The following is a 26,194-nucleotide window of genomic DNA, read 5'->3' on the forward strand; positions in this document are numbered from 1 at the left end:
GCGTTCCAAATCGAGACATTCCTGCGACCGCGCATCCTGACCGGAGACTGTCATCCGCACCCGCAGTCGGGCCAGCGACTGCAAAAACGTGTCGACAGGAACTGCGACGGTCGTATCGAGGGACACCGTGCGGGACAGCAGCTTCGCGCGAAGGCGCAGCGCCATCTTGTGCAACGGCTCCGGAGGCGGTGGGGTACCAAGCCCCACGACGCCGACCCAGCGATTGCCGAAACTGTATGCGGTCATGATGCGACTCAAGCTAACCGTTGCCTCGGCAAACGCGACAAAGGCACGCCGGGAACACGACGCGTCAGCTCCACCGAAGTCCGTGGCGGGCGACGACACGCTCGACGGCGCCGGTGCCGATCACTGCGAAGATGTGGCCGGCAACAGGACATCCCACCGCAGCGGTTCGCGCCGTGGGCGTGGCAGAGTGGCCTGTACGCACCGTTTCCTTCCGCTCTGGTTCTCCCGGATCGGTGGGACAGTGATCGGCAGGCCACCCACGGTCGGAGTCTCGATCCAGCTCCGCCAGCCCGGCCCAGGTCAGGCGCTCGCACGAGTTATCCGCCGCTTCGGTAAAGAACGCAAAGGGTAGGTACGTCACCGGGAATCACACGCACCGTTGTTAACGAACCTCGGCACACGTCGGTTCTAGGTCCTAGGATTCTGCCGATCAGGAATTCAAAGGGCGCATGAACGCCAGCGCACGGGAGCAAAGCTGGTGACTCACCGCGTTCCCGACATCAAACAGCAGAAGAAGGATGCGGACTTGAGTCTCGTAAACCGGACCTCCCATGTCACACCTGCCCGTCTCGACGAGCACTCGAATCGACACCTACGCCACTTGGAGGAACGCGCACTCCTCACTGGGGGAGTGTGCGCTGAAGTGCAGGCATCCGACGGTGACTACGCCTCGACACGAGTGCGCAAAGTAGTGGCAGTACTCCAACAGTGGATCGCCAGCGAGTTCGGCCTCTCGGACGACGAGATCATCCAGTTCGACCATGGTCTAGACGAACTCGACCCGGGCACCGGCGCCGAAGAGTTGATCCGTGAGATCAGGGCGGGAGCGAGGGTGTGCACAGCTGTGCAACTGTTCTGGTGGGCGGACTCCCTGATGGAATCGGCTCGTGATGCCGAGCACGTTGTCGATGATCTAGCCACTTATGTCGCGGCTCGATCAGGTCTGGAGCACCGATAAGAACCCGCATGTTCTCACCCGTCGGATGGCTGGATGTCAGAATATTTGGCCCACACCACTTCGAGTGGGCGGAGTTCAAGCGGGCGAACTCCAATCACATTCCCGTCGAGAACTGAGACATTAGGCGGTCGGTCAGATGATCGAAGTCGAGGCCACTCACATCACCAACCACAAGAGCCAGCGCCATCGGCGGCTTGTCTGCGAGCTGTACCCCGGCATCCTCGTCATCTACGGCCACGGGGCCTCCTCGGTGAATACGTTTGGCGGACGGGTCGAGCCGATACGCTCGGGATCGGGCCTCAGGTTCCGGATCCCCGATCACGTCGTCGACGAGGCATCACTTCTGTACGACAAGCTCATGAACCAGGCCGCCCGCGCCCGCCTCGATCGACTTGTAGACCCTCGGTACAAGGTCTGGCCCCCGGCGCGCTGGCCGTCACGTCACGCGAAGTGCGCAAAGATGAAGGTGGAGGCAACGCACATCACGATCGGGTCCGGTCCCGAGCGGCTGGTCTGCGAGCTGCACCCAGGAATACTGATGATGGACGGGCTCGGCGTCCGCACGGTCCTGAACATGGGAAACGCCGTAGAATCCTTGCCTGCCGGTGGCGATCGGATCTTCTCGATGACCGCCGGTCAGGCCGCGGCAGCTGCCCTCACCTACGGCCAGCAGCTGCGCCGGAGGAACTGGACGTGGCCGCCTCCACACTGGGTGGGCCGCTCCCATAGAGATTGACCACGAAGGCACGGCCAGCAAGGCCGCGTGACTGAACCAGTCAGATAATTGCTGTGGAGCCTCTTTCGCCCGCAGGTCCTCCACCGGAGTGACCCCGGGTTCCCGCAGAGCACCGGCCGGTGCGCCGGTCGCAGCGGCGATGTGGGAGTCCTTCCCGGACACATCCACACAGACCACGGACGGCAATCACGAACACGTCCTGCCCGCCGTTGAGCGCCCACCGAAAACCGACCGGATGTGCTTCGCTGAAGGCAGCGGGGTCGACGGGATGCCGCTGGCGGATCGAGAGGTGAAAGCCGGTGGGAATCCTGACCGACTCGGCGGTGCTGCTGGCGGTGATCGACCGTGCCCCGGGTCTGGTGTCGCTGTCGGATTTCGCGTCGGGGCGGATGTTGTACCTGAATCCGGCGGGGATGGCCCTGATCGGGCTGACCGACGAGCGGGACATGGCCGGGCGCACCACCGCGGAGTTCTTCACCGATGTCGGGTTGGTGCAGGCACCGGAGGTGGAGGCGGCTCTGGCCGGGGTGGGGCAGTGGAGCGGCCGGTCGGAGTTCCGGCACTTCGTGACGGGGGAACCGATCCCGGTGTCGTTGTCGACGTTCGTCGTCGAGCCGCTTGGGGACCGTCCCGGGGTGATCGCGTGCATCGCCCACGATCTGCGGACGGCGCAGGAACAAGAGCAGCGGTTGCACACCGCCTTGGAGGCGGCCGCGTACCGGGCCCGCGAGCAGCGTGCGCTGGCCGAGTTGAGCCGGCTCGCCGTCGCCGCCGGGCTCGACGAGGTCCTGGCGGCGGCGACCGCGGCCGCGGCGGCGCTGATGGGGGTGCAGTGCGCGTCGGTGGCTCGGCCCGACCCAGACGGGGACCTGCAGGTGGTGGCCTACAGGGGGACGCCGCCGGAGCCCGCGGTGTTCGCGGAAGGGGCCGGGTCGCAGCCCGGATACACGGCGGCGGTGAACACGGTGGTGACCTGCCCGGACAGGGTCACCGAGACCCGGTTCGCCACCGACTCGATGGCGCGCCGCGGTTTGCGGAGCGGGATCTGCGTGCCGATCGGCACCGACACGGTGTGGGGTGTGCTCACCGCCCACAGTTCCCGGCCGCGGGACTACCCGGAGCGGGAGGTGATGTTCCTGCGGTCGGTGACCGCAGTGTTGTCGGCCGCGATCCGCCGCATCGACGCCGAGAACCAGTTGCGGCACACCAGCCTGCATGACGGGTTGACTGGGCTGCCGAACCGCACCCTGGCATTCACCCGACTCGACGACGCCCTGACCGACGCCTCCGCCCGGACTGTGGCGGTGCTGCTGATCGACCTGGACGGGTTCAAGCACGTCAACGACACCCTCGGCCACCGCCGCGGCGACCAGACCCTGGTGCGGGTCGGTGAACTGCTGGCTGCGGTGGTCCGCCCCGGCGATACCGTCGCCCGGATCGGCGGCGACGAATTCCTGATCGTCTGTCCGGCCATCCACGGTGCCGAGGAGGCGACCGGTATCGCCGCCCGGATCACTGGCGCCGCCGCCGACATAGACGTCGGGCATGCCGAGGATCTGCGGTTCACCGCCAGTGTCGGGATCGCTCTGTCTGTCCCGGACGAGGACCGTGCGACCCTGATCCACCGGGCGGATCTGGCGATGTACCGGGCCAAGACCGACGGCACCGGATACTCGATGGCCGCGGATTCCTGACCGCGGTCGTCTATCCCCGCCGACCCCGGCGGGACGGGTCTGCCGTCGACGCTGCGATCCGGCGGTGTGATCGGTCCCAGGCGAGAGCCCACGGCTGCAGCCGATATTGGTCAGAACCGGACTTGAAATCCGCGATGTCGTCAGTCGGTCGGTCGAGTCACCTCGGAATCGATGGTGGTCAACACGGAGACCTTCACGATGTCGACCCGGTTCGGGTTCGCACGCTGGTTGATCAGCTTCTGTGCGATATCGTTCACTCCCACGACGGAGTCCTCTTTGAAGGTGATCGTGATCGCGGTCGCGTTCTGGTCACCCCACCCGATCTCGGGATGGAATCCCTCCAGCTGGGCGATGCGGTTGGCGAGGTCGGCCTCGGTGAGACTGTCGAACCGTTCCGCAAGCTGGATGATTGCCTTGTACCACTGACGAGACACTCTAGTCCTCCTGTTCTGAACTGGGAGTTTCCCAGCCCGACGTGAACAGTGACCGATTCGGACCTCCCGAGCAAGCGAAACTCGCCACCCTCGGTCAGAACGTCTGCGAGCGTGTCGACGGGCGTGTCCGGACTCGACCGGATCTGATCACAAGACATGCCAGCGGACAGTGAGAACACCCATCCGACCAGGAAAGGCCGCGGTGGTCCGCGTCCGAAGCGGTGCGGGGTCGGATGGACCACCGTCCTCCGCACCCTCGACGCTGGACGGCTCCTCGGCGTGGTGAACACCGAACAGGCTGGTCAATTGGGATAGAGGACATACTCGCGGCGGGGTTCCACCCCGGACGGTTCACCCCGTCCGCGACACGTCCTGGATGACTCACGAACAGGACCGGACTGGTCCGAACAGGAGTCCCCCTGCGTGCGTGCCTGGGTCAGGAACTCGAGGAGCGGCGCTGGCGACGGCGGATGTACGTAGGGAGACGCGGAACAGATCGCAGCGGAACGTGCGCTCCGAGTCCATGCCCTGCGGCGGACCCTCGCGATGCTCCCTGGCGTGGTCGGTCGAGTTAGACATCCCAGGGGCGTAAGTGGTCAAGCAGCTTGGGCGGTGCGTCGGTGGTCCCAGGCGATGTGTTCGTCGTAGTGGGTGTGGTGGCGGAGGCAGCCGTGGAGGATGCCGACGAGGCGGTTGCCGAGGGCGCGTAGTGCCTGGTGGTGCAGGTCGCCGGCGTCGCGCCGCTGGTCGTAGAACGCGCGGGCACCGGGGCTGGACGAGAGCGCGCAGAACGCCCATTGGTCGATGGCGTCGTAGAGGCGCCGGTTGCGGACGTGGCGGGCGAGCACCGCGCGTTTCTTGCCGGACGCGACCGTCAGAGGCGAGGTGCCGGCGTAGTTTCTGCGAGACTTGGCGGTGGTGTAACGGTCGGGGTCGTCCCCGAACTCACCGAGCACCCGGGCGCCGAGGATGACACCAAGTCCTGGCAGGGAGCGGTAGATGTCGGCGTCCGGGTGTGACTCAAAATGGTCGGCGAGAGTGGTCTCGAGCTCGGTGATCTGCCTGTTCAACTCGACGATGAGGCCGACCGCCGCACGGGTGGTGGCGGCGAACGCGGCGACGACCGGCGCCGGCGCGGTCAGGTGCTCGACCCTCAGCCCGGCCTGGATTTCGCGGGCACGGGTGTCGATATTACGTTGCCGACCAGCCCTTTTGAGCACGGATCGGATCGCCGGCAGGGTCAGGTGCGCGGCCTCAGCAGGAGTCGGCGCGCGACCGAGGACCGCCAGCGTGTCGCGGTCGTGCAGGTCGTCGAACACCTCCAGCGCGGCCGGGTAGTACTCACGCAGCGCCGAGCGCAGCGCATTGGTCTGCCGAGTGCGAGCCCAGATCAGATTCTGGTGTCCGCGGGCGAGGACCTTGATCGCCTCCACGTCCGGGCTGTCTCCGGCGATCGGTCGGTGATTATGCCGATCGGTGCGCACCAGGTCCGCGAGCAGTTTGGCGTCACCGGCATCGGATTTCGCACCGGAGACGTGGTGGCGATCGCGGTAGCGCGCGACCGCGAGCGGGTTGACCGCGTACAACTCGTACCCCGCTGCGGTCAGCGCCTGCACCCACAGGCCGCGGTCGGTTTCGATGCCGACCACCACCTGACCGGGCTCTTCGGCGTGCTCGGCTACCAGTTCGTGCAGCTGTCGGATGCCGGCCAGCCCTTCCGGCAGCCGCCGAGATGCCAGCCGCCGCCCGGCCTCGTCCATCAAATGGACATCGTGATGTTGTTCGGCCCAATCATCGCCGAGGAAGATCATCGATCGCCTCCTTTGATAACCTCTTTCTGGCTGAAACCTGTTTGAGCCCAGAGGCACCCGGCGGCAACCTAATGGATCAGTGCTCGGTGGCACGACACCCCATCAGCGCTATAGGCGACCTCACCGACCGGCCGGGGCACGATCTAACTCTAGGAGTCAACCATCCCTCCAGGCACGAACAGTGCTCACCGGCCGGCGGCTCAGTGATCAGCCTGCCGTGAACGGGCAATTACCTGTCGGAGGCTCGCTGATCGACTCCCATTAGGTGCCGGCAGTGTGCGCCGGTGCAGCAGCTACTGCGTCAAATCCCAAGTAATCGATTGAAAATCGACGTCGAAGCGCCGGCCTTTCAATGAAGTGTGCCGGAGCCCACCCGGCGTGTGGGCCCTGTAGGCGACGTCCACGACCAGCCGAGGAGTCAGCCACTGAACCCCAGGGAAGGTCTCCGCGGCCGCTGACGGGTCCGTGAGAGGGCTGCTAGGGCGTTCCAGCGGCCGGAAGTCCTCCCGGAGCTGTCGGCGCATCGGCACCGTGAGTCCGGAAGAAACGGAACCGACCTGGACTAATCGATTCTCGGCGTCGTACGCTCCGAGGATCAGCGTGGCGACCGACCGGCTTGAGCCCACGAACCCGATCACCAACAGGCTCGACGTCGTTCGCAGGGCATACTTGACCCATGCTCTGCTCCGTTGTCCGGGAAGGTAGATCGACGTCGACCGTTTCGCCAAAACCCCTTCCATACCAGCGCTTTTCGCGGCATTCACCATTATCTTGCCGCTCTGATTCTCCCAGAACGGCGGGACTGTGATGGGCAGGCCCCCGACGTCCTGGATGATCGAATCCAGCTCGGCCAGCTCGGCCCGCCGATCCAGATACGACGCGCCCATGAGGTCCACATCGTCGAGTGCCAGGACGTCAAAGGGTAAGAATGTCACAGGAATTCGACGCTGCAACGGCTTCGCTACATGCGCAACCCCCATCCTGCGCTGAAGCAGTCCGAACGAGGGCTTTCCGTGATCGAGTACGACAACCTCGCCGTCGAGAACGATGCGGCCGCGGCCGCCGAACGCTGCTGTCAATGCCTCGGCGACCTCGGGATACGAGGGTGTCACCACGTTGAGGTTGCGGGTCCACAGCACCGGCTCGCGGCCGCCGCCCACCGAGGCCAGCATTCGGCACCCGTCGTACTTCATCTCGAAACTCCACGGGCGATCCGTGTTGTCCGGGAGGGCGCCAGCCGTGGCCAGCATGGGCGCGATCAGCCGCATACGTCCGATTGTGCCCGTGACCTGGGAGCTACGCAGGGAGAAAGCTCAGGACAGCGCGTCGCCGGCGGCGGGCGATAGATACTGGGTCAGTGCCAGGAGTTCCACCAGAGAACGATGGGCACCAACCAGGGTGTCCACACCATCCAGCTGCCACCCAACCCGTACGGGGGGATCGGAACCACCGTCATCACCTCCGGGGCTAGTTGAACGGAAGCGAGTCCCACCACATTGACAGTGCGACGAGGGCATTAGTGAACTCAGGGAAAGCCGAGAAAAATCCCAGGTCTAACATGACAGACTCCTTGGTCGGACACGGGCTCAGTTGAATGCAAGCGCACTCCTCCTGCGCTGTGTATCGACCGCCGGAGGCGGATCGGTACAGCTGCCCAATCGAGTGGGCCCGTAGGGAGCAGGCCGAGTGATGGCAGATTCAACCCAGATCGCATAGAGAATCAGGCCGCCACGCACCTCCCCAACCATGTCGGGCGGGCGCGTATCGCGCGTGAACCCTCGACGCGCTGTACCTCGGCGACCCTGGGGTGTTGTGGAAGGCCGGAAGGCGCTCACCCAGATAGTTCGAGGGGGATGACCGGCATGGGACATCAACGGTGCCCGTCGGGGCGTCCGCGGGTTTGCCTGTCGGACCGGGAAGGGCAAGGCTGCATATTCAGTGCCCGTCGGGGTATTCGCTGCTCACGTTGCCTGCGGGACTTGACGGCTGGACCGCGGCAGCCAGACCCTCTGGCCGCACCCCTTCGGCCGACGAGGGCCGCCACCGCCGCGCGCGGCCAGTGGGGTGCGTACATTCCCCCTTCGGGCCGCGCGCGGCCCCGCATCTCGGCGAATCCCCGGGACCGGCGCCAGCGCCTCTCGGAGACACGCCGCCGGCGATCGGCGACCTTTAGCGGCGAGTATCCGGCGCTATGTGTAACGCTGGTGACCGTATCCGGTCGTGCAGTCGTGTGAACACGGCGACTGGCGCGGCTTCACCATTCGTCGGGTGAAGGGAGGCGCGAACATGAACATCGCAGCGCCCAGTGTGTCAGAGAAGCTCGAAACGAAATGGCGCGGAAAGCTCGAGCCACTCCTGAAAGACGGTGAGGTGATCTGGGGTCTCGCGAAAGCAACCTCGATGCGCCCCCTATTGGAGGGCGTCATGGTGACCAATGCCCGAGTAGCCGCCTTTAATTTCGTGTCGGACAAGCCGGAGAAGGTGTTCAAAGTCGAGGTCAGCGCCGATGATATCGGCGAGTGCACGCTGACCGGGATGCAGAAGCGTGATCTCCGCATCACGACCCGAGGCGGCGAGACACTGAAATTCGGCACCCTGGGAGGCAAGCACGATCCAGAGTTCGTTGTCCCCCTTATCGAGCGGCTCCGTGACTTCGGTGTCGCCGACGACGTCCGAAACCAGGTGCGCACGCTCGAACAGCAGCAACGTATCGACGATGAGGTCGCACATCAGCAGGCTGTAGCCGAAGCTCGGCAACCGGAGATCGAGTCGCAGGCCCGAAGGGCGCGCGTCCCCGTCGTGGGTCCTGTGATGGCAGACAAGGAGTGGAAGCTCATCGAGCAGTACTGCCGAGAGGGCGAGACACCGTGGTTCGTCATCACCACCGGCGCTAACGGACTGCTCGCCGCCTTCGAGGATCGCCTGATCATCGCCAAGACGGGTGTCATCGCCGGATACATGGCCGGTGCTCTCGGTGGTGGGCGGGTGACCACGTTTCCGTACTCGCAGATCACCAACATCGAGTTCAACAGCGGTTGGATGAATGGTGTCCTCGAAGTACTGACTCCGAGCTACCAAGGGTCCGGGAATCATGACTACTGGCGCGGCTCCAATCGGGGACGCAACAGCGCGTCGGATGATCCGCGCACGTTGTCGAACTGTCTCCCGCTGTTGAAATCGACCTACACCGCGGCTCTTCCCAGATTGAACGAGCTGCACCAGAAGATCATCGAGTCCCATCAGACGCAGGTGACCGTCGAACACGTACAGCCGTCGGCGGCGCCGGCATCGACTGGCGGTCTGGTTGATGAGATCGAGCGTCTGGCTGCGCTGCGTGCCCAGGGGTTGCTGGACGACGCCGAGTTCACGGCGGCGAAACAGGCTGCAATCGCACGTCACAGTTAGGGCGAACGGCTAGCCGCGTTCCTATACCAGGGCTTTCGCCTTCCGCACCGAGCCAGATTCGAGTCCGGCCAGTCGGCGGTGGTATCAGGTCGGCTCGGGTGGGGACGAAATGGAATCCGAGAGGGTCGGTGGTTCTCGGGTCTATCGGGAGGTGACGGGATAGATGTCGAACCCGAAGCTGGTCAGGGGGTTGAGTGTCTGTGCCGATCTCGTGTTGACCGAGAACACGACGATCTGGCCGATGTCGTCGATGCTGGAGGCAAAGTAGGTCATCCGGTACGCGGCGAGGTCGTTGTCACGCAGAAAATTCGACTCGTACTCGCCGATGAACACGACTTGGCCGGTGGTGGTTTGACATGAGCCACCCCCGGTCGCGCCCTGCCAGCTGGTTCCGTTGTGAAACGTCCCCGGTGCGCACAACGCGGCCATCCAGTCTTCGAAGCTTCCATCCAGGGAATCCGATGTCGAGTCCGAACTCGCCGATGCGGAGGAGTTGTCGGACTGTAAGCCGTTGATCGTGAGCACCAGTGCCAGGGCAGTGACCGCGAGAGCACCGAAGATCATCGTCTTTTGGTGCCGCTCCAACCCGTATGCGTGTCCTCGCGGATGGTTGCGCGCGTAGGTGCGCGAGCGCACATACAGGAAGTAGCCAGCCGCTGCCGCAAGAAGCGGGCCGAGGAGGAGGTCCACGAAGTAGATCGGCCGGTCCGCGGTGCCGGAGACGACCCGTGCGATCCCAACCATGGTCATCGTCAGAAACAACACCAACAAACCGGCGGCAGCGAGATCGGCGACCAGGCGTTTACCTGTGCGACCTGCCGGGGTCGGTATCTGCGCAGGCGGGAGTGGTGTGCGGGCAATGCACTGTGCACTGGGGCCTGTGGTGCGGGCCCGTGCACAGCGGGATCAGAATGGAACCGCGGTGGCACGTCGTGCGGTTGTGGGGCAATCGGTGCCGTCGTTGTTGTCCACTTTTGGCCGTCCCACCAGCGCATCTGCCGGACGTGCGGGTCCCGGTACCAGCCCGGCGGAACGGGACGGGGTGGTCGGACGTCATCGGTCGGACTCATACGTGATCAGCGTAGGCGTTCCTATTCGAGCGCACAGGGCGATTCCGCATGGCAGGGTTCGGAAGCACGGGAATCGTCCCCCGGACGGCTTCGGTCTTCTCGTGTCCGTGGTAGCACAACCGGATTGGCGCGCCAGCGTCATCATTTCCGTCGGATCAGGAAGTGGAGGCGTGATGACGAAGGAAAACGGCCCGGTGACGGCGGCCTTCTCAGCCGGACGTGGTCAGGGAACCGACGGCCGACGGTGGATCGTGTTCGCGGTCACCGGATGGGCAGTGGTGGTGGTCGCGGCAGGAGTAGTACTCGCCTATACGGTGGCGAAGGACACCGTGTCGCGAGCACAGCAGTACCGCGAGGATGTGTCAACGGCGGAGTTGGTGCTCAGCCAGCATTCGGACGCGGATATCGACGCAACCGGAGAGCTGGCCTGCTCGGAGATCCGCACGTGGAACGCCGAGCAAGACACCGACGCCGAGCCCTCGTTCATCGTCATGATGATGAGGATGGGATCCCGGGAGGATGCGATTGCGTTGGCAATAGCCCCCGAGTTCACCAGGAACGTGGAGGCGCAGATGGAACAGGACCCGACAATACTCGGCGACGCGGTGCGCAGCGAGGCCCGATCGGTGGAGTTCCTGCACAAGCGCTATTGCCCCGATGAGGCGCTCAGCCCGATCGCGGCCGCGCCCGCGCCGACCGCCGAACCAGCGGTCGATCCCCAGACGTACTTTCAGGCATCGCCGCCGTATGGGTACCGCTTCCGGACCGAGGACGGGCGGTTCCGGTGCGGAATCAACGACAGCGGTGTCGCCGAGGGCGCAGGTTGCCACGGCACGTTCGAGCCGACCGTTCAATGCACGTCCGGCGGCGCCACATGCCGGCCCAACACGGTGTATGTACGTTCACAAGACGCAGGATTCACGGAAGCGGAGATCTACCGCTACGACAGCCAAGATGCCCCCGTTTTGAGAGCAGGACACACTCTGACTGTGGGGAACTACCTCTGCTCAGCCGACAGCTCAGGGGCGGTGACCTGTACGGGTAGAGACGGACATGGCTTCTCTGTGTCTCCGGAGATGTCAGTGACCTTCTGAAGCACTCCCACGGTCGCCGTCGGCGTGACCGTGGGCAGTCACGCTGGCAACAGCCGAATGTCCCGCGCCAGAACCGTTGCGAGTTCAGGTCCGCGGATCGGTCGGGCGGGCGGAATCGACGAATCCTTCGTGGTGGGCCTTCGCTGACGCCCGCAGGTGCACGTTCATGGCGTCGTACATGGCGATCAACGCGTCGACGCCCCACCGCCGGGCTGCTTCCCGATCGGCCGGGTCGTCGAGGTCGACAGGTTTGTAGACGGCGATTCGGGACGCAATCCTGTCGTCGAGCCGTTCAAACGACAACTCCAATCCCGTCTTCACCTTCCAGCCTTCTGCGTCGGCGGCGAACTCGTCGAATAGGGCCTTGTTGCGTTCCTTCTCGTAGGTGTCGATGTATGCCTCCACCCGCAGGCGGCCGTCGCTGATGACGCTCAGGCACCAATAGCCGAATGGTCCTTTCGCGAAGGAGATCCAGTTTCCCCGCTGCGGGGTCGGAACGGACAGGGCGGGCTGCCGGGTGTTCGCGGCCGTCAGGATCTCGGCGAACAACCTTTGACGTGCGGCGTTCTTCGGGGTGACCGGCCGGGCTTCGGCCGCGTTGCCTGCCGTCTTGACGGTCTTCTGCCAGTCGTTGGGCCGGGAGACGATGTCGAACACCGGCGCCGGTGGCCCGCTTCCGATCTGCACAATGCCGACCTCTACACCGAAGAAGCCGATCTCATTGGTGGTGTGCTCGTTGAGCCAGTCGAGCGCGCTCCGGAACTCTTCCCGAAATTTCGGAGCGACCCAGACGACGGTGGAAGCACCGAGACCTGAGGCGTAGACCAGGCATTGCCCGAGGTGCCCGTGGTCGGTGCGTTCGAGCTGGTTTTCGATGACGACGGAGCGGTCATTGTCGTCCTTGGCGTGAATGTCGAGGCGAAAGTCGCCGACCCACACCTCGGTGGACACCACCGCCAGCGACATTCCGAGGGCCTCGGCGAGCACGTCGATGTTCTCGGCAAGCCAGGGCGTGAAGTCCCCGGATTCCGAGGTCCACACCGATCGGGCGTCCGCGATCCGACGCAGCCGGCCTAGATTCTTGCTGTCGAGTTCGTCCACCCGTCTCTCCTCATTTCGTTGCAGGTTGTTGACGCGCTAACTGATCGTCAGGGGAAGCAGCCACCGCATCCCACCGGCGACACAGTTGAAGTGCGTGCATTGGCTCGCGGTCTCGCCGGACTTGCGTTCGGTGATACTGCAGCTCCACTCAACTTCAACACCGCCACCGAGTACTACCAACCGTTGCCCAGACGATCTTCAACCATCAGGCCGGGTGGCACATCGACCCGAAAGCCAAGGCATGGATACGCGTGCGAGCGTAGCGCTAGCCGCTTTCGCTGGCGTTGCAGCCAAGCTTCCAGCCGTTGTCGTGTAAGTACCACCACGAGGGTGTAACAACCGAGTCGGTGCCTGGTCCAAGCACAGTCGCGAAATCCCCGTCCATATCGATACTCAGCGTGTAGTTACCCTCCTGGAGCAGCCCCCGAGCCTCATGTGCTCTCTCGGTGGGAAAGCTTGCGCTCGTTATCCAGCTGTAAAGCGATGGGTCGTTGTCGGAGTCACTCGTTGGTCGACATAGCCAGGGGACGCCATTGATTGCTTTTGCGCCGTTGTCTCGAACGTCGGCGTAGAACGCGACCGCGGTAGAGCGCAGGTCATCGAGGCGAGCTTCATGCTCGTTGTACTTCTGCACCTAGCGTGGTGGCGGCCGCCCCGGCAACGACAAAAACCCCGGTTGTAGTGGCGATTATCGCCCGCTTGCTCAGCATATAGTTGTCCCGTCTGGAGGCCACCGAGTGAGTTCGAATAGCAGCGAGGGCTAGCATATTTGGTCGGCTAGTGCGGCGGTTGCCGGGTAATGGCTAGGGCCACCGCAAGGGTTTGTAGCGAACATTGGGAAGTCCCGCGGTAGGCCCGTTGCGGCGTCGACGATGTGCACGAGCACGGTGACCTCGAACCCCGACGCCGCCGGCACCCCACTCCTCGGCCGCGACATCGTGGGACCTGCTCGTGGTCGCTGTGCATCGCTTCCTCGGCGCCACCGGGCACTACCGGCAGAACCTGATCAGTGAGGCCGCCGCAGCCGGGCTCGACGAGAAGTTCAAGGTGTTGCGCCGCCCATCCGTCCGTCGCGACATCGAGCGACTCGCAGAACGACACGGCACTCGGTTGAGGTCCGCGTTTGGTGCGCGTCGCGGTGCGCCCAGAACAACCGGAAGCGCCTACAGGCCAAACACGCACGCCGCGAGCGGATTCGTCGGACAGACCGCGGCAACGACACGTGACCTGAGAGAATGGACGGTGGGTCGGGCCCGCACCACCGGAGGATCCCATGTCTCGGTTTCTGCGCCTCGCCTTTGTTGCGTCCACGGTGGCCGCCGCCCTGTCCCTGACCGCAGCGCCCGCATATGCCGCCCCGACCGTTCCGAGCGGGTGCGCAATGCAGAGCTTCCTCGTCGGCGCCATGTCGACGTGCGACCCCGGGACGGTGAACACACATCAGGTGGAAATGGGATGTCTCCCCCTCGGCGGATGGCCCTATCAGACGTATCGCGCGTGGGGACCGGAGGTACCTACGTCCCTACCCTCCATAGCATTGTGCGGTGGGCTGGGTTTCGGGGCCGGAACTGCCGTGCACACCCGATAGCGGCGCACCGAAAGTTAGACTGCAAAGCCCAGACCCGGGAGGTCCGTCGATGCGACACCACCGACTCCGCAGCACCTCACTCGTCGCCGGCGCCGCGGTCGGAGTCGCGGGCGCGCTGCTGTTGGGGGCGCCACCGGCCACCGCGGGGCCGACCGAAACCGTCCTTCCCATTCCGGTCGCCGGGATCGGAGTCGGCGCGACCGGACTCATCAGCGCGAACCACATCTACATGACCGCCACCACGGACCCGGACACGCCGGGAGTCACCCGCGTGGGGCCCTACACCGGCGTCTTCGTCCACTGGCGGAACATCTCGACCGGCGAGGGCGGCATCACGTACCTCGACAACCCCGGCGGCACGCAGGTCCGGACCGGTTCCGGGACGGTGGTTGCCGCGGTCACGGTGCCCGACCAGACGGGAACTTGAGTACTCGCCCTCGTGCCAGGCGCAGGCGCCTGGTACGTACCGTGACCGTCTGACACCCGTGCCTGGGGTCGCGGCAAAAGGGGCGCCCGATACCGGATCTTCCCCGGGTGAGACCCGATGAGACACCTCCGCGGGTGTCCTGTTTGTCGATCCCCCGCCGATCGCTCTGTCGGCATATACGGCGATTGCGCCCGGAGGCCTCTCGCCGCATCCCGCGTCGAACAATCGGGACTACCCCACCTCGAGGACGTGCGTGTCATTGTCGGCGTTTCCGGCTGTTCCTGCTAGCGGGCTTCTTGCGGGTCGCCGGACGGGTGCCGGGTTTCGGTGCGGCGACTGTCCGCCGGGCGGCTTCCGCCGCGTGCTTCGCGGCCTCTTCCCGATCGATCCGGGCGAACACCAGATGCTGCTGGCCGTAGGTCCAGAGATTGTTGGCCACCCAGTACAGCAGGATCGCGATCATCAGGAACGGTCCGCCAACGAGGACACCGAGCGGGAACACCCAGAGCATCAGCTTGTTCATGATGGCCGACTGCGGGTTCGCGGCCACCTCGGGGCTCTGCCGTGCCAACGATGCCCGGGCGTTGAAGTGCGTGGCGAGGCTCGCGATCACCATCAATGGGATCGCCACCGCCGCGATCGTGGCCACCGTCGGAATCCCGCCATAGGGGGCGAATGAGGCCAGGGTGCTCTGCGGGCTGGTGATGGCCACGGAGATCGGCGCCCCGAACAGCCGGGCGCTGAGGAACGACTGCACATCCGCGGTGCTGAAGATGTAGTTCGGGGTGTTCGCGTTGGCCTCCGGCGACATCCCGAGTTGCCCCAGCCCGGTTCCTGTCCGGTTGAACGAGCGCAGGACGTGGTAGAGACCGATAAAGACCGGTGCCTGCACCAAAGCGGGCAGGCATCCCATCAGCGGGTTGAAGCCGTGTTCCTTCTGCAGTTTCTGCATCTCGGCCGCCTGCTTCTGGCGGTCGCCGGCGTACTTGCGCTGTAGAGCCTTGATCTGCGGCCCCAGTTCCTGCATCTGGCGGGTCGTGCGGACCTGCCGGATCGCGGGTTTGAGCAGCAAGGTCCGGAGGGTGAAGACCAAGAACACCACGGCCAGCGCCCAGGCGAACCCATTGTCCGGTCCCAGCACCGAGCCGAAGACTTTGTGCCAGAACCACAGAATGGCGGACACCGGGTAGTAGATGACATCGAGCATGGAGCACCTCGTTACTGCACGGCGCGTTTGACGCGGCATCGTGCGGGAAGGTCACGCCCACCCCCGTGTGGAGGGCGGCGTGCGAATGGACTAGGTCGACTGGGAAGGCCGACGCGGCGCGTCAGAGCGCTACGCGGCCTGCAGGACCTGTCCGGGTGCTCGTGGGCGGCGAGGACGACCGGGGGTGTCCGGGGCGCTCTGCCGGCGGAATGCGCCACGCAGACGTTGTTCCTCGCGGGGTGGGCCGGATTCCGGTTCCGTGATCAGGTGTAGCGGGGATCGTGAGCCGTGGCCGGCCACCTCGAGAAGCAGCAGAACCGCCACCGCGGCACCCACCACCACGGCCGGTGCATCGATCGCGAGCGTTGCCGCAATCACCAAGGTCAGCACGGCCACCCAAGTGAGCTGAATGAGATTCAACCCCTGAGTGAAAGCGGACCAGATCCGTGCCATGGGAGAAAGCATACCGATGGCGACCGCGAGGCCATGGTCGGCGAACTACGTCACCTGGCTGCGGATGCGCTCGAGGTTCGCTTCGATCGGCTCCATCGAGTCCACGGTCAGGTGCGGCACAGTCAGCGGGGGCGATTCCGCACGCGATCGTTGGACGTGGGCCCAGTCGACCTCATGCCAGCCCGGGATGTTCCGCTGTCGTCCTTCGACTCGGCGGCGGTGCTCGGTCTCGTCGCTGCAGACACATTCGATCACGTGAAAATGTGCGCTGTACTGGTCGGCCACCCCTTGCCATCTCGCCGCAACGGTGTCGTCGATCCGGCAGTCGACCACTGCACCCTGGTCGAGGATCAGCTGCCGCGTGATCAGCGACTCGAGCATGCTGTGATACATCGCCAGGTACCGCGGACGGTCCAATCTCGCCAGCACGGCGTGTGCCGGTGCGAGTGACCCGAGAAGCCAATCGCCTGAGAAGGCGGGTACACCGAGCTTGCGGGCAAGGAGGTCTGCGAGGGTGGACTTGCCGGTGCCGGAGAGGCCGGTAAACACGACGACGGGGTTGCTCACAGCTTGGATCGTCCTACAGCGGGCACTCCGGCGCCGCCCACTTCGAGTCGGGAGCATCCCGGCCGGCCTTGACGCTGTCTCCGCTCCCGCCTCTGTCAACAAACCGTCGGCCGTTTCCCGAGTCAGGTGTTTGACCTTGCCGCTGCGGCAGCTTCTACCGTGTGAATCCGACACGTAGAGATAGGTTCAGCGCCGATGAGTTGGTCGATTCAGCAGGTGGCCCGAGTGTCCGGGGTGACGGCACGAACGTTGCGGTACTACGACGAGATCGGCCTGCTCAGTCCGGCCGACGTGGGTGCCAACGGCTACCGCTACTACGAACAGGAGCAATTGCTGCGGCTCCAGCAAATCCTGCTGCTGCGGGAACTGGGGCTGGATCTGGCGACGATCGGCGGCGTGGTCGACGCCCAGCACGATCCGGTCGACGCGCTCCGCGGCCATCACCGCCGGCTGCTCGACGAACGGACCCGCCTGGACCGGCTGGCCGCCACCGTGGACATCACCATCAGAAACCTGGAAGAGGGAACCGACATGCCCGCCGAGACCATGTTCGAGTCAATGACACCCGAGCGCGCCGAATACCTCGGTGGACTGCCCAAGAAGCGGATCGCGGCGGGAGCCTTGTTCACCGACGACCGCGGCCGCACCCTGTTGGTCGAGCCCACTTACAAACCGTATTGGCAGCTGCCGGGCGGGGTGGTCAAGGCCGACGAGTCGCCGCTCGCCGCCACCGCACGCGCCATCCGCTACGAACTCGGCCTTCCGGTTCAACCCGGTCGGCTGCTCGTGACCGACTGGGTCGCGCCCAGCCCCAACCGGATCGAGGGGCTACTGTTCATATACGACGCCGGCGTCCTGACGTCGGACCAGTCGGCCGCGATCGTGTTGCCACAAGCCGAACTCCGCAGCTGGGCGTGGTGCACCGACGACGAACTAGAACACCGCCTACCGGAACACATGCTCAGACGGACCCGGAAGGCACTGCAGGCTAGGGTCGACGACACAACTCTCTATCTGGAGAACGGGCACCCCGCGTAAGGCAGACCGACACGCTGGATGGGCCTATACGTGGCCCGCTCAACGATGCACCGGCGGGACACGGACACCGACCGTCAATCGAGTGCAGATGAGCAGGCCTCCGAGACGGCAAGCGCCGCGATGCCCGCGGCCGAACTGCAACCACGTCAGCAACAGGACAGAACGCGCCTACTTCGAGAACCTGCAGTGAACGGCGGCCCCACGGGCCACACTCGCTCTCTCGCGCGTTGCCGGGGAGGGATCGCGGGAACTCTCGATCAGCCACGCCATCGGGGCGACGGGTCACCTTCTTCGACTGCACCGACTCGGCGAACGTGCGCTCTAGTGCCGAGATGGACCGCTTACACCTGACGCGACGCTATTGGGGTTCTTCTTGGAGGGCGCGGACTTCGATGCGTGATCCCAGTGCGGCGGAGGCTTGTTCGGCCCAGGTGAGGGCGGCGGTTTCGTCGTCTGCATTGATGATCCAGAATCCGCCGACATATTCGGTCGCCTCGACGAACGGTGCCGGGATATGGGTGGGAACGTCGCCGGTCGCGTCGACGGTGATCGCGGTGGAGGGTGGATGCAGTCCGCCCGCGGTGACAAAGGCATCAGCAGCAACGAGATCGTTGTTGAACTTTTCTACCGCAGCCATCACCTTCTCGAGTTCGGCGGGGTCCATGTCCTGCATCGAGTCCATCGTCGGCCCATCGGCGGTGTCATGGGGCAGGGTCAAAAAGTATTGCGGCATTGGAGCTCTCCTTCATTTCGGGTTGGTGTTCTGTGATTCGGGTTGACCGTGCACGGATGGAAACTCATCGCCAAGAGCTGATCCCGACCGTGGCACCGCGCGTTCATGGCTCGTCATGAAGATCAGACCCCCTTTGGCGACGAAGCGCTGAGCGCGGATAGGTTTGCCGCCGAACCCGATGGACAACGGGAAACTGCGCCGGTCATGACGCGGGTCCGAAGAGTCGATCGAGATGCTGGTCAATTGCTGTGAGCGCCGCCTGCGGTTCGATGACGTTGAGGTCGAGAAGGGTAGCGAAGCCGGTCAACGCGAGTACGAGGTCCGTTTCGATAACCGGATCGCAATCGCGACGGATATGCCCCTGGCTTATCGCCTCCCGGATGAGACTTTCGACCATCGCGCGTCCATCCCGCAGCCCGAGGCCAACCTGTTGGCGCAGCGATGAGTCGTGCATCGCTTCGAGCACGTAAGCCGCGTTCATACGACTGGTAGCACGGGAGTCGGCTCGAAGAGGAAGCATCTCCGTGAGGACTACTCGCAGCACGTCGCGAGGATGCGGAGGTTGGTCGAGCGACCCCAGGCTTCGTGCGACTCGGCGTGATGTCTGTTCGGAAGCAAACTCCATGGCGAAGGCCAACATCTCGGCGCGTGAGGAAAAGTAGTGCTGCAACTGACCCAGTGAGACTCCCGCCTCGCGGGCGACTTCGCGCATGGACGCCCGCGCCCAGCCGTGCTGATCGACGACTCGCCAGAGCGCATGAGCGATCAACTCACGCCGCTCGTGGTGATCAACCTGCTTCGGCACCGGTTCCTCCCTTTTGGCAATACACATGACATAATACACGTGACCCAAAACGTTGTGAGAAGTGGAGTTCCGACGATGCCTGAGCACGAGCTGCCCCTCACGTTTTGCAACCCCTCCGCTTTCGCCTTCGACGCCGAGACAGCGATTGCGCTGCTCGCCGACATGCACATTCGGAAGGCGATCGAACGGGGCGATTTCGACGACCTTCCCGGCAGCGGTAAGCCACTCGATCTGTCCGACGCCCATGACCCGGATTGGTGGCTCAAGAGGTTCATGAAACGTGAAGGGCTTGCCTTCCTGCCGCCCTCCATTCAGTTGCGCAAGGATGACGCCGCCCTGGACGAGCAACTCGATCAGTTACCGAACGAAAAGGCGGTTCGACACGAGATAGCCCAGTTCAACGAGCGGGTGATGCACGCTCGGTACCAACTGCCATCGGGACCGCCGCTGATCACCGTGCCGCATGACACCGAAGCCACAGTCGCCGCGTGGGCCGATCGCAAGGCGGTGCGAACCGAGAAAGCAGGCACCAAGGCGCGTGGAGAAGCCGAGGCGCAAGAGCGTTCTCGCCGACCGCGCCTGCGCACTCGAGGCCGCCGACAATCGCGGCACAGCGCGAGATCTGACTAACGTTCAGCTTCGCGGTCCCCGACCTGTCCCGTAAGCGGATCCGCTTGCGGGACGAAACGCCAGCGGCCGTCGGTACGCGCAGGCACCGACCTCGTCCCGGTGCGGGTTCCTCATGCGAGACGCTGCCGGGGCGAAGCTGTAGTGCGACGACCGGACGTGCCTCGGTAACCCCCTGGTTGGTCACGCGCATCGTCGGAATCCGACGGACTCAACAGTCAGGCTTCTCAGCTCACACATGAAGAGGGGACGCAGGTTCGCTGGAAGAGCACTCCGTGGTGATCGGCTCCGGTTCGGGCAGTGGCAGCGCTGCCGCGTCGGACCCCCGCGTCGGCCTCGGGATACGCGGTACCCGCGTAGCCGCACCGCCGCCATGTCCGCGGTACACCAGCAACCCTGCCCGCCTGTCGGGTACCGCGTCGAGCACCGCGACCACCGCAGGCAACGCGCGGAACGCATCGGCGGTCTCCTCATCGGCGAACTCGACCTCCACCACCACGCCCCACCGGTGTTCATGCTGATTCCAGTTGCGGGCGCGATTCGTCAACGCCGCCTCGATGAGCGCCTCGCCGTGCCCGCGCCACCACGCCGTCGCCGGGAACTCCCCGTCGAGAATCTCGATGGTCAGCCACGTATCGCTCACACGAATGACGGTACGCGCGACGCACTCACCGGTACAGGATCCGCATACGGAACGAGTGCCGACTCCCCGCCGGCCCGCGCTCGAACACCACTTCGTCCCCGGTGCAGGTTCGGCGTACCGTGAGGCTCTCGATCCTTAAGCTGAGCCGAACTCAGGGAAATAGGTTGGCCATCAGTCAACTTCACTCGGATTCGGTGGGCAGGGTCCCCGAGCCCCAGCCCGCCGAAATCGATCACCGCGGTGAGTCGACCGTGCCGGGTCAGCAGGTTCCCCGAGCCGAGAATGTCCGCAGTTCGTCTAAGGCGACCAAGTAGACCTGTTGTCTGACTCCGGATGGCCGCCCACTCTTGGGCGGCTGTTCGTTTCGCGAGATGGCGCTATAGCGGGACGAAAGCGATCGAAGCATCGAAGGTAGAACGAACGGAGGACATACATTTGCGGCACGCTGTGCTAGGGAAAGGGGCAAAGCGGAGTGATAGTTACTGCCAGTAACTATCATCGCGAATCGTTGACGCGAGTAATTGCGCAAACCCGAGCACGGGACTATATGCTTTGCCTGTCACGGACACCTTGCGCCGGTCGACCAGCTGACCACATCGGGAGCGCAGGTTAGATGGAGGGGGCCAGCAGTGAGGGCGTCTAAACTTCTTGGGAATCTTTGCGCTGCAGCGTGGCTCGGCGCCATTGGCTCAGCCTTCATGGTTGTCTTTGCCTCGATCTTCTATTTCTTCACGAGTCCAACCGACTTCGACAAAGAGCGGCACCCCGAGAAGGAAGGTACTTGGCTTCTATTCACGGGATACGGCTGGATGAAGGCAGCTGCAATTCTTGCCGTGCTTGCCTTAATCTTCTACGTGATGGAGTCGGTATCCAAGAAGGTAGAAGATGCGGCCGACGCGGAGCAGAGGCAGCGAGATGAAAAAGAGCGCCAGGAGCGTGCCGCTCGTGAGCAGGATGCTAGTAGGCAGCAGCAGCTCAAGAACTCGATAGAGAATGCCAACGCGACCGCGTTGAGGATGCTTAACAGTCTGCCTGACGACCTTGCCAACGCCGTCGCGGCGTTGGAGCGAGCAGACGTCGACTGGAAAGAGCGTGTTTATAACCCATTCTGGAACTCTGTCGAAGAATGTGCTTGCCACTTAGATGCGTATAAGAAAGCAGTTCAAGAGATAGACTCCTGCGCGGACCGCTACAAGGATGCCGCTAGGGACTACAACGGCCAGGTCCCCCCATTCGCGGTATCCTCGATATCGCTGGAGTCGCTTCAATCTTACGCCGCAATCTCGGACGCCATGGCTAAGTACACCCGGCGCGCCCAAGGCGATCGTGACTTCGCGCAGATTTTCGAAATGTGGCGAGGTAACGCGATTATGGAACGCGGTTTCGCCAATCTGCAAACGGCAGTGCGGCAGGTAGGTGCACAGATTTCCTCTCAGATCTCCGCGCTTTCTTCGAGCATCGACGGCATCGCTGGCTCGATCGATAACCAGTCACACTCGATGATTGCGTCTATTAATCGTCAGTCCGCCATGCAGAGCGAGCATCACAGCAACCTGGAGCGATCATTAAATGCTTCACAGCAACACGAGAAGCAGATCGCAAAGAGGTTGTGGAATATCGAGCACGGATATAAGTCGATGTTCTGATGCGTCGGCTAGGAAAAGCGAAATTGTTACCTGCCGATGTTTGTTAACCCAGCCACTCTAGAGCAGAGCTGACGATGCCACACCGTTCCATGCAGGACGAACGACTTTCGGGATTCCATATGACGAACCCTACCCGGGCTCATTCCGATTGCCGTCCCATGACTGGAACTTGCTGACCTGCGAAGTCCCGTAGAGGTGGTCCGGTGAAGAATCCCGAACGGGGGCGTCAAACGGTCGGAATATCGTTCTCGGGCTATCTGGCGCGGCCATGACGCCGTCGAAGGCGAGAGCGGTGGTGGCGAGGGCCCGGTCGACGGGCGCTGTCCTGCGGGCGACCGAGAGGCACTGGGACGATGTGGACCTGCGCATCGAGTCCCCCGCCTGACCGGTTGTCTGGATCTCGGGGACCGTGCGCCAGATCACCGAGCCGGAGTCGCTTCGGATCTATGCGCCGTGTGCGTCGTTGGACTCCTGCCTCCTTGCGAGCTGCGCTGTGATGAACGCCGACAGCTGGACCGAGCGATGGCCAGAACACCCGGTCATCAGGATATTCGACCCGCCGAGGCCCGTTGTTCAGGCATCGAGATAGCAGGTCCAGCCGTGATTTTCCGTGGAGAGGAAGTGCGTGAAGGGGTCGTCGGCAACTCTCTCGGCAACCCACTTCGGATCGCCGGTCAGCAGGTTCAAGGCCTCGATGAAGATCGCGAGAGGCACCGGCTGCTGTGGGCTCCCGGCCGCGTCGAAGTCGATTATTGCGTAACTCACCGCTCCGTTGTCGCTCCGCACGAGGTCGACCCCACCGGACGCCCGATAACCCGCTCCCACAATGAAGTCCCACGCGGCGGCAAATCCGCCCTCAACTGTGTGGTGTCGGTGCTGTTCAGTCCAATCAGGCCTCCGGTGCCGGGACAATGGTGTGTTGACGTATAACTTTGCGTCGGCACGGGTTCCGCAGATCTTCACCGTTACGGTTGCCCGATCGAAGTGATCCACGCCGAGACGGCCATATGGCGTCGGGATGTGTTCTGTCTGTTCGGGTTCGGAGTTCATTGGTCCATCCTGTTTCTCTCAGGTTGTGGGTAGCCAGTCGGGTGGTGGCGGATTTTCTATAGCTGCGGCCGGGCGCTCGGCCAGTTGTGTAGAACGGAGAACGCCGCCTCGTGGAGCACGAGACGGCGTTCTGTGTAGCTATGCGCTGACAGGGTTCGTTCAGCGCGGGGTCAGCGTGTTGTGACCGATCACGAAAGGACCGAAGAAGCTCTCACCGCCGAGGAAGTATCGCTGTCCCTGCCCGGAGTCGATGTATCCGCCCCCGGGAACGTCGATGATCCGGTAGTTGGCGGGTCCGATCGGTGAATGCAAGGTCAGGACACCGTCGTGGATGCTGGCTGGCGTGCTCGACGGGATGCCGAAGTTGAAGGTGGTGAAGGTGTAGTTGCCGGGGGCTACGGCAGCCGAGGCCGCGGGCGCGGCGACGACGGTACCGACAACAGCGGCGCCGGTGGCTGCCAGAGCGAAGGCTCCGGTGGCGATCAGGCGTCTGGGCTTCTGCATTGAACGTGTCCTCCCCGAGATGTCTTCCTGCGACGCCTTCTTGAACGGATGTTCTGTGGAAGATCGGCGTCGGTTTCAGTATGACGGTGTCCTCGGACACCGTCACAGGCATGTCGGTGGTGTCGACGATCTGGGCGATCCGTTGTCGTCGGCCGCGGTGTTGTCTCGGGCGCGGGCTGGTCTGGTCGGGGTGGATCGGGCGCTCGCGGCCGTGGACGACGCGTTCGATCCAGCCCCATGGCGGGAAAGTGACGGAACGAATCAGCGCGCCTCGGCAGTCCTCAGTTCTGCAGATCTACGTTGCCACCGCGGAGTGTGGTGAGGCGACGCAGCTCGGCGCGCTGCCTGGTGCCGAGTTCGACCAGGATCGGAAAGAGCTCGTCCTCGGCCGCGGCTTCGGCGGCGTGTCGCATCGTTCCGGCGAGCTCATGAAAGCTGCGCCGATAGGCGGCGGCGACGACGGTGGCAGCGTAGTGCCGGACGGCGCCGGCGGAACTGCCGAGCGTGAGGACGTTGCGGTGGGTGCGGTGGATGGCTTGCGGGACGCGATCAGTGCCTGCTCGCGCGAGTTCGGCACTGATGCTGACCGGGTCATGTGGCCGGCCGCCGGCCACGGCGTCGCGGATGGCGGCATAGATCGGCCGGCGGAAGGGATCGGCGAAGTCGTCTTCACGTACCAGGCTGGTCACGAACCGGAGTTCGTCGACGTCGCGAGACCACATTGCCGCGCACAACATGTGAGCCTCGGGGTCGAGGTCCGGGTCGATCCAGTCCGAACCCGGCTCGTCTTCGGGTTCCGCCAGGGGGATGGCCGGGTTGTCAACCATCGACGCCACCGTGAAGCAGAAGGAAGGGGAGGCACACCAGCACAGCAGCCATGGCAATGAGCGGCACCACCCATCGGAGCTCTCGATTCGGGTCGGGCACCGAGCCGCTGCAGTCGCGCCGAATCCGATTCGCTATTGCGCCGTCACACCTCAGTTCGACCTCATCGGACTGATCCAGGTGGACCTCGATGTTCACCACGGCACCCATGCACCCCCCTTGTTGTTCGAGTGTCCCAGTTTGCCTGACCGAGCTGGGCGTGCCCGACGAGGCCGTCTCTGTAGCCGCACTGCCGAAGCACCTCGATCTCGGAACCGAAACGTTCGAACTGGTGTTCTAGACTATCGGGAGGGGTGTGCGAAGGGAGGTCCGCCGTGGCGGAGTCGACGGCGGCGACGATCGAGCGCCTGCGTCAGCGCATGGCCGAGATCCCGGCACGATCTGCTGGCCCCGTTCGACCCTCGCTTGCCGCTCTGACCTGCACCGACGCGCAATCAGAATCCGGCGAGGTCGAGCTGGATGCGCTGAAGCGCGTGGAGCCGTCGCCGATCCGGGCACTGCCCGTTCCACCGCCGATCGCGGACCTGCTCCCGCATCGGGGCCTGGCCCGCGGTTCGACAATTCGCGTGGACGGGGTCGCCTCGTTGCGCGCGGGCCTGATCGCGACGGTGACCGCTGCCGGTGGCTGGGCGGCCGTCGTCGGATCGCCGGACCTGGGCCTGCTGGCAGCGGCGGAGATGGGCGCCGACTTAAGCCGGTGCGCGGTGATCGAAGAGCCCGGTCCCGACCCAGTCGCCGTCGCCGCGGTGCTCGTCGACGGCATCGACCTGATCCTCGTGTCGCTCGCAGGCGCGGACGTGCCACCCAGCCGTGCTCGAGCGGTGACCGCTCGCGCTCGCCGTAACGGCGCCGTCCTCGCCTTCACCGGGGGTCGCTGGCCGGCAACAGACGTCCATCTCGACGCACGGGTCGCCGGCTACCGCGGCCTCGAGCCGGGCTACGGCCGCATCACCGGCATCGACCTCGATGTCCAGGTCACCACGCGCGGCGGCCACCCGCGCCACCGGACCGTCACCCTCAGCGGCCGCGGCGGCCACGTCGACTGGATCCAGGCCACCGACGACAGCGGGGCTATAGCACCACTGAGGATGGCGCGGTGAACCTGCCACCGGGACTCGACGACTGGGTGGAACCCTTTCCTGATACCCCGACCGTCCGCCACCTGGACAGTCCCGCACCGGTGTTCGTCGATGTCTCCCGCGTACTGCCCGGCAGCTCGGGATTCACGCGCGCCGACACTCTGCCGCTCAGGGTCCGTGCCGGGGGAGTGCAGCTCGAATCGCGGATGCTCGGGCACCTGCACTGTTGGCTCCGGGTCGCTGACGGCCGCTGGCTCGGGCAGGTCTGCGTGCCGGTCCGCTCGGCGAACCGCAGTAGCGGCATGGATTTGTGGTTGTGGGTCGACGCCGAGAATCTCGCTCCCCGCTCGACGTGACGTTGTGAGGGTGGGGTCGATGGCGTGGGTGCGAGCT

Annotated in this window: 27 protein-coding genes; 11 read left to right on the forward strand and 16 right to left on the reverse strand. The window is 64.4% G+C overall.

Annotated elements, in window-relative coordinates; genetic code table 11:
* Window positions 1–724 precede the first annotated feature (724 nt).
* The 3 genes from CA951_RS42650 (at window position 725) to CA951_RS03035 (ending at window position 3,634) form a co-directional block, all read left to right on the forward strand.
* Window positions 725–1,204, forward strand: a complete 480-nt coding sequence (locus CA951_RS42650; protein ID WP_143542990.1) for a hypothetical protein — start codon at window positions 725–727, stop codon at window positions 1,202–1,204.
* Between the two features lie 136 nt (window positions 1,205–1,340).
* Entirely contained in the window at window positions 1,341–1,940 is a 600-nt protein-coding gene (locus CA951_RS03030) for a hypothetical protein (RefSeq protein ID WP_087555460.1), read from the forward strand.
* 299 nt (window positions 1,941–2,239) lie between these two features.
* The gene (locus CA951_RS03035) at window positions 2,240–3,634 is read left to right on the forward strand and encodes a diguanylate cyclase domain-containing protein (protein ID WP_256973259.1); all 1,395 of its coding nucleotides are present in this window, start codon (window positions 2,240–2,242) and stop codon (window positions 3,632–3,634) included.
* A gap of 140 nt (window positions 3,635–3,774) precedes the next feature.
* Here CA951_RS03035 and CA951_RS03040 read toward each other — a convergent pair whose 3' ends face one another.
* The 3 genes from CA951_RS03040 to CA951_RS03050 form a co-directional block, all read right to left on the reverse strand.
* Window positions 3,775–4,068: a hypothetical protein gene (locus CA951_RS03040; RefSeq protein WP_087555461.1), complete on the reverse strand. Its 294-nt coding sequence runs from the start codon at window positions 4,066–4,068 to the stop codon at window positions 3,775–3,777.
* 596 nt (window positions 4,069–4,664) lie between these two features.
* The gene (locus CA951_RS03045) at window positions 4,665–5,879 is read right to left on the reverse strand and encodes an IS110 family transposase (RefSeq protein WP_087555462.1); all 1,215 of its coding nucleotides are present in this window, start codon (window positions 5,877–5,879) and stop codon (window positions 4,665–4,667) included.
* 293 nt (window positions 5,880–6,172) lie between these two features.
* Complete coding sequence (locus CA951_RS03050) at window positions 6,173–7,147, reverse strand: DNA ligase (protein ID WP_087555463.1); 975 nt, start codon at window positions 7,145–7,147, stop codon at window positions 6,173–6,175.
* 1,018 nt (window positions 7,148–8,165) lie between these two features.
* On the opposite strand from CA951_RS03050, the gene CA951_RS03055 reads away from it, so the two are divergent.
* The gene (locus tag CA951_RS03055) at window positions 8,166–9,284 is read left to right on the forward strand and encodes an SHOCT domain-containing protein (protein WP_143542991.1); all 1,119 of its coding nucleotides are present in this window, start codon (window positions 8,166–8,168) and stop codon (window positions 9,282–9,284) included.
* Window positions 9,285–9,425: 141 nt separating this feature from the next.
* Here CA951_RS03055 and CA951_RS03060 read toward each other — a convergent pair whose 3' ends face one another.
* Both CA951_RS03060 and CA951_RS45035 read right to left on the reverse strand, forming a co-directional pair.
* A complete protein-coding gene (locus CA951_RS03060; protein ID WP_143542992.1) occupies window positions 9,426–9,974 on the reverse strand; it encodes a hypothetical protein in 549 nt (182 codons plus the stop codon).
* A 62-nt stretch (window positions 9,975–10,036) separates the two neighbouring features.
* Window positions 10,037–10,354, reverse strand: coding sequence for a DUF2510 domain-containing protein (locus tag CA951_RS45035; RefSeq protein ID WP_087555466.1), 318 nt, complete (start codon window positions 10,352–10,354; stop codon window positions 10,037–10,039).
* A gap of 194 nt (window positions 10,355–10,548) precedes the next feature.
* On the opposite strand from CA951_RS45035, the gene CA951_RS03070 reads away from it, so the two are divergent.
* A complete protein-coding gene (locus tag CA951_RS03070) occupies window positions 10,549–11,448 on the forward strand; it encodes a hypothetical protein (protein WP_143542993.1) in 900 nt (299 codons plus the stop codon).
* An 84-nt stretch (window positions 11,449–11,532) separates the two neighbouring features.
* Here CA951_RS03070 and CA951_RS03075 read toward each other — a convergent pair whose 3' ends face one another.
* Window positions 11,533–12,549 carry a DUF4268 domain-containing protein gene (locus tag CA951_RS03075; RefSeq protein ID WP_087555468.1) on the reverse strand — a complete coding sequence of 339 codons (1,017 nt, stop codon included), beginning with the start codon at window positions 12,547–12,549 and terminating at the stop codon, window positions 11,533–11,535.
* 1,637 nt (window positions 12,550–14,186) lie between these two features.
* Here CA951_RS03075 and CA951_RS03090 point away from each other — a divergent pair.
* Window positions 14,187–14,564 (forward strand): hypothetical protein, encoded by a 378-nt coding sequence (locus CA951_RS03090; RefSeq protein WP_087555470.1) that lies wholly within the window; start codon window positions 14,187–14,189, stop codon window positions 14,562–14,564.
* Between the two features lie 256 nt (window positions 14,565–14,820).
* Here CA951_RS03090 and yidC read toward each other — a convergent pair whose 3' ends face one another.
* The 3 genes from yidC to CA951_RS03105 all read right to left on the reverse strand — a co-directional run bounded on the left by yidC (window position 14,821) and on the right by CA951_RS03105 (window position 16,791).
* Window positions 14,821–15,771 carry a membrane protein insertase YidC gene (gene yidC / locus CA951_RS03095; RefSeq protein ID WP_087555471.1) on the reverse strand — a complete coding sequence of 317 codons (951 nt, stop codon included), beginning with the start codon at window positions 15,769–15,771 and terminating at the stop codon, window positions 14,821–14,823.
* Between the two features lie 129 nt (window positions 15,772–15,900).
* A complete protein-coding gene (locus CA951_RS03100) occupies window positions 15,901–16,224 on the reverse strand; it encodes a DUF6412 domain-containing protein (protein ID WP_087555472.1) in 324 nt (107 codons plus the stop codon).
* 45 nt (window positions 16,225–16,269) lie between these two features.
* Window positions 16,270–16,791 (reverse strand): AAA family ATPase, encoded by a 522-nt coding sequence (locus CA951_RS03105; protein WP_179220095.1) that lies wholly within the window; start codon window positions 16,789–16,791, stop codon window positions 16,270–16,272.
* A 195-nt stretch (window positions 16,792–16,986) separates the two neighbouring features.
* Between CA951_RS03105 and CA951_RS03110 the strand changes: the two genes are divergently transcribed.
* Window positions 16,987–17,829 (forward strand): MerR family transcriptional regulator, encoded by an 843-nt coding sequence (locus CA951_RS03110; protein ID WP_087555474.1) that lies wholly within the window; start codon window positions 16,987–16,989, stop codon window positions 17,827–17,829.
* Window positions 17,830–18,187: 358 nt separating this feature from the next.
* Here CA951_RS03110 and CA951_RS03115 read toward each other — a convergent pair whose 3' ends face one another.
* Together CA951_RS03115 and CA951_RS03120 are read right to left on the reverse strand one after the other, a co-directional pair.
* A complete protein-coding gene (locus CA951_RS03115) occupies window positions 18,188–18,562 on the reverse strand; it encodes a YciI family protein (RefSeq protein ID WP_087555475.1) in 375 nt (124 codons plus the stop codon).
* A 202-nt stretch (window positions 18,563–18,764) separates the two neighbouring features.
* A complete protein-coding gene (locus CA951_RS03120; RefSeq protein WP_087555574.1) occupies window positions 18,765–19,367 on the reverse strand; it encodes a TetR/AcrR family transcriptional regulator in 603 nt (200 codons plus the stop codon).
* Between the two features lie 75 nt (window positions 19,368–19,442).
* Between CA951_RS03120 and CA951_RS03125 the strand changes: the two genes are divergently transcribed.
* Window positions 19,443–19,997, forward strand: coding sequence for a DUF1992 domain-containing protein (locus CA951_RS03125; RefSeq protein WP_087555476.1), 555 nt, complete (start codon window positions 19,443–19,445; stop codon window positions 19,995–19,997).
* A gap of 229 nt (window positions 19,998–20,226) precedes the next feature.
* On the opposite strand, the gene CA951_RS03130 is transcribed toward CA951_RS03125, so the two are convergent.
* Window positions 20,227–20,637 (reverse strand): hypothetical protein, encoded by a 411-nt coding sequence (locus CA951_RS03130; RefSeq protein ID WP_087555477.1) that lies wholly within the window; start codon window positions 20,635–20,637, stop codon window positions 20,227–20,229.
* A 698-nt stretch (window positions 20,638–21,335) separates the two neighbouring features.
* Between CA951_RS03130 and CA951_RS03135 the strand changes: the two genes are divergently transcribed.
* On the forward strand, window positions 21,336–22,283 hold the full coding sequence (locus tag CA951_RS03135; protein ID WP_179220096.1) for a hypothetical protein: 948 nt from the start codon (window positions 21,336–21,338) through the stop codon (window positions 22,281–22,283).
* 573 nt (window positions 22,284–22,856) lie between these two features.
* On the opposite strand, the gene CA951_RS03145 is transcribed toward CA951_RS03135, so the two are convergent.
* From CA951_RS03145 to CA951_RS03160, 4 genes are all read right to left on the reverse strand, one after another.
* Window positions 22,857–23,333, reverse strand: coding sequence for a hypothetical protein (locus CA951_RS03145; RefSeq protein WP_087555480.1), 477 nt, complete (start codon window positions 23,331–23,333; stop codon window positions 22,857–22,859).
* Between the two features lie 159 nt (window positions 23,334–23,492).
* Complete coding sequence (locus tag CA951_RS03150; RefSeq protein WP_087555481.1) at window positions 23,493–23,837, reverse strand: hypothetical protein; 345 nt, start codon at window positions 23,835–23,837, stop codon at window positions 23,493–23,495.
* Window positions 23,838–24,118: 281 nt separating this feature from the next.
* Window positions 24,119–24,664, reverse strand: a complete 546-nt coding sequence (locus CA951_RS03155; protein WP_143542995.1) for a DnaB-like helicase N-terminal domain-containing protein — start codon at window positions 24,662–24,664, stop codon at window positions 24,119–24,121.
* Window positions 24,657–24,872, reverse strand: coding sequence for a hypothetical protein (locus tag CA951_RS03160; RefSeq protein ID WP_087555483.1), 216 nt, complete (start codon window positions 24,870–24,872; stop codon window positions 24,657–24,659). Before CA951_RS03160 ends, CA951_RS03155 begins: the two co-directional genes overlap by 8 nt.
* Window positions 24,873–25,036: 164 nt before the next feature.
* Here CA951_RS03160 and CA951_RS03165 point away from each other — a divergent pair, with 164 nt between their 5' ends.
* Both CA951_RS03165 and CA951_RS03170 read left to right on the forward strand, forming a co-directional pair.
* Window positions 25,037–25,822: a hypothetical protein gene (locus tag CA951_RS03165; RefSeq protein WP_256973263.1), complete on the forward strand. Its 786-nt coding sequence runs from the start codon at window positions 25,037–25,039 to the stop codon at window positions 25,820–25,822.
* Window positions 25,819–26,157, forward strand: coding sequence for a hypothetical protein (locus tag CA951_RS03170; RefSeq protein ID WP_256973264.1), 339 nt, complete (start codon window positions 25,819–25,821; stop codon window positions 26,155–26,157). Before CA951_RS03165 ends, CA951_RS03170 begins: the two co-directional genes overlap by 4 nt.
* Window positions 26,158–26,194: the final 37 nt, after the last annotated feature.

It is taken from the genome of Rhodococcus sp. NCIMB 12038 (genome assembly GCF_002165735.1).
Classification (GTDB): domain Bacteria; phylum Actinomycetota; class Actinomycetes; order Mycobacteriales; family Mycobacteriaceae; genus Rhodococcus_F.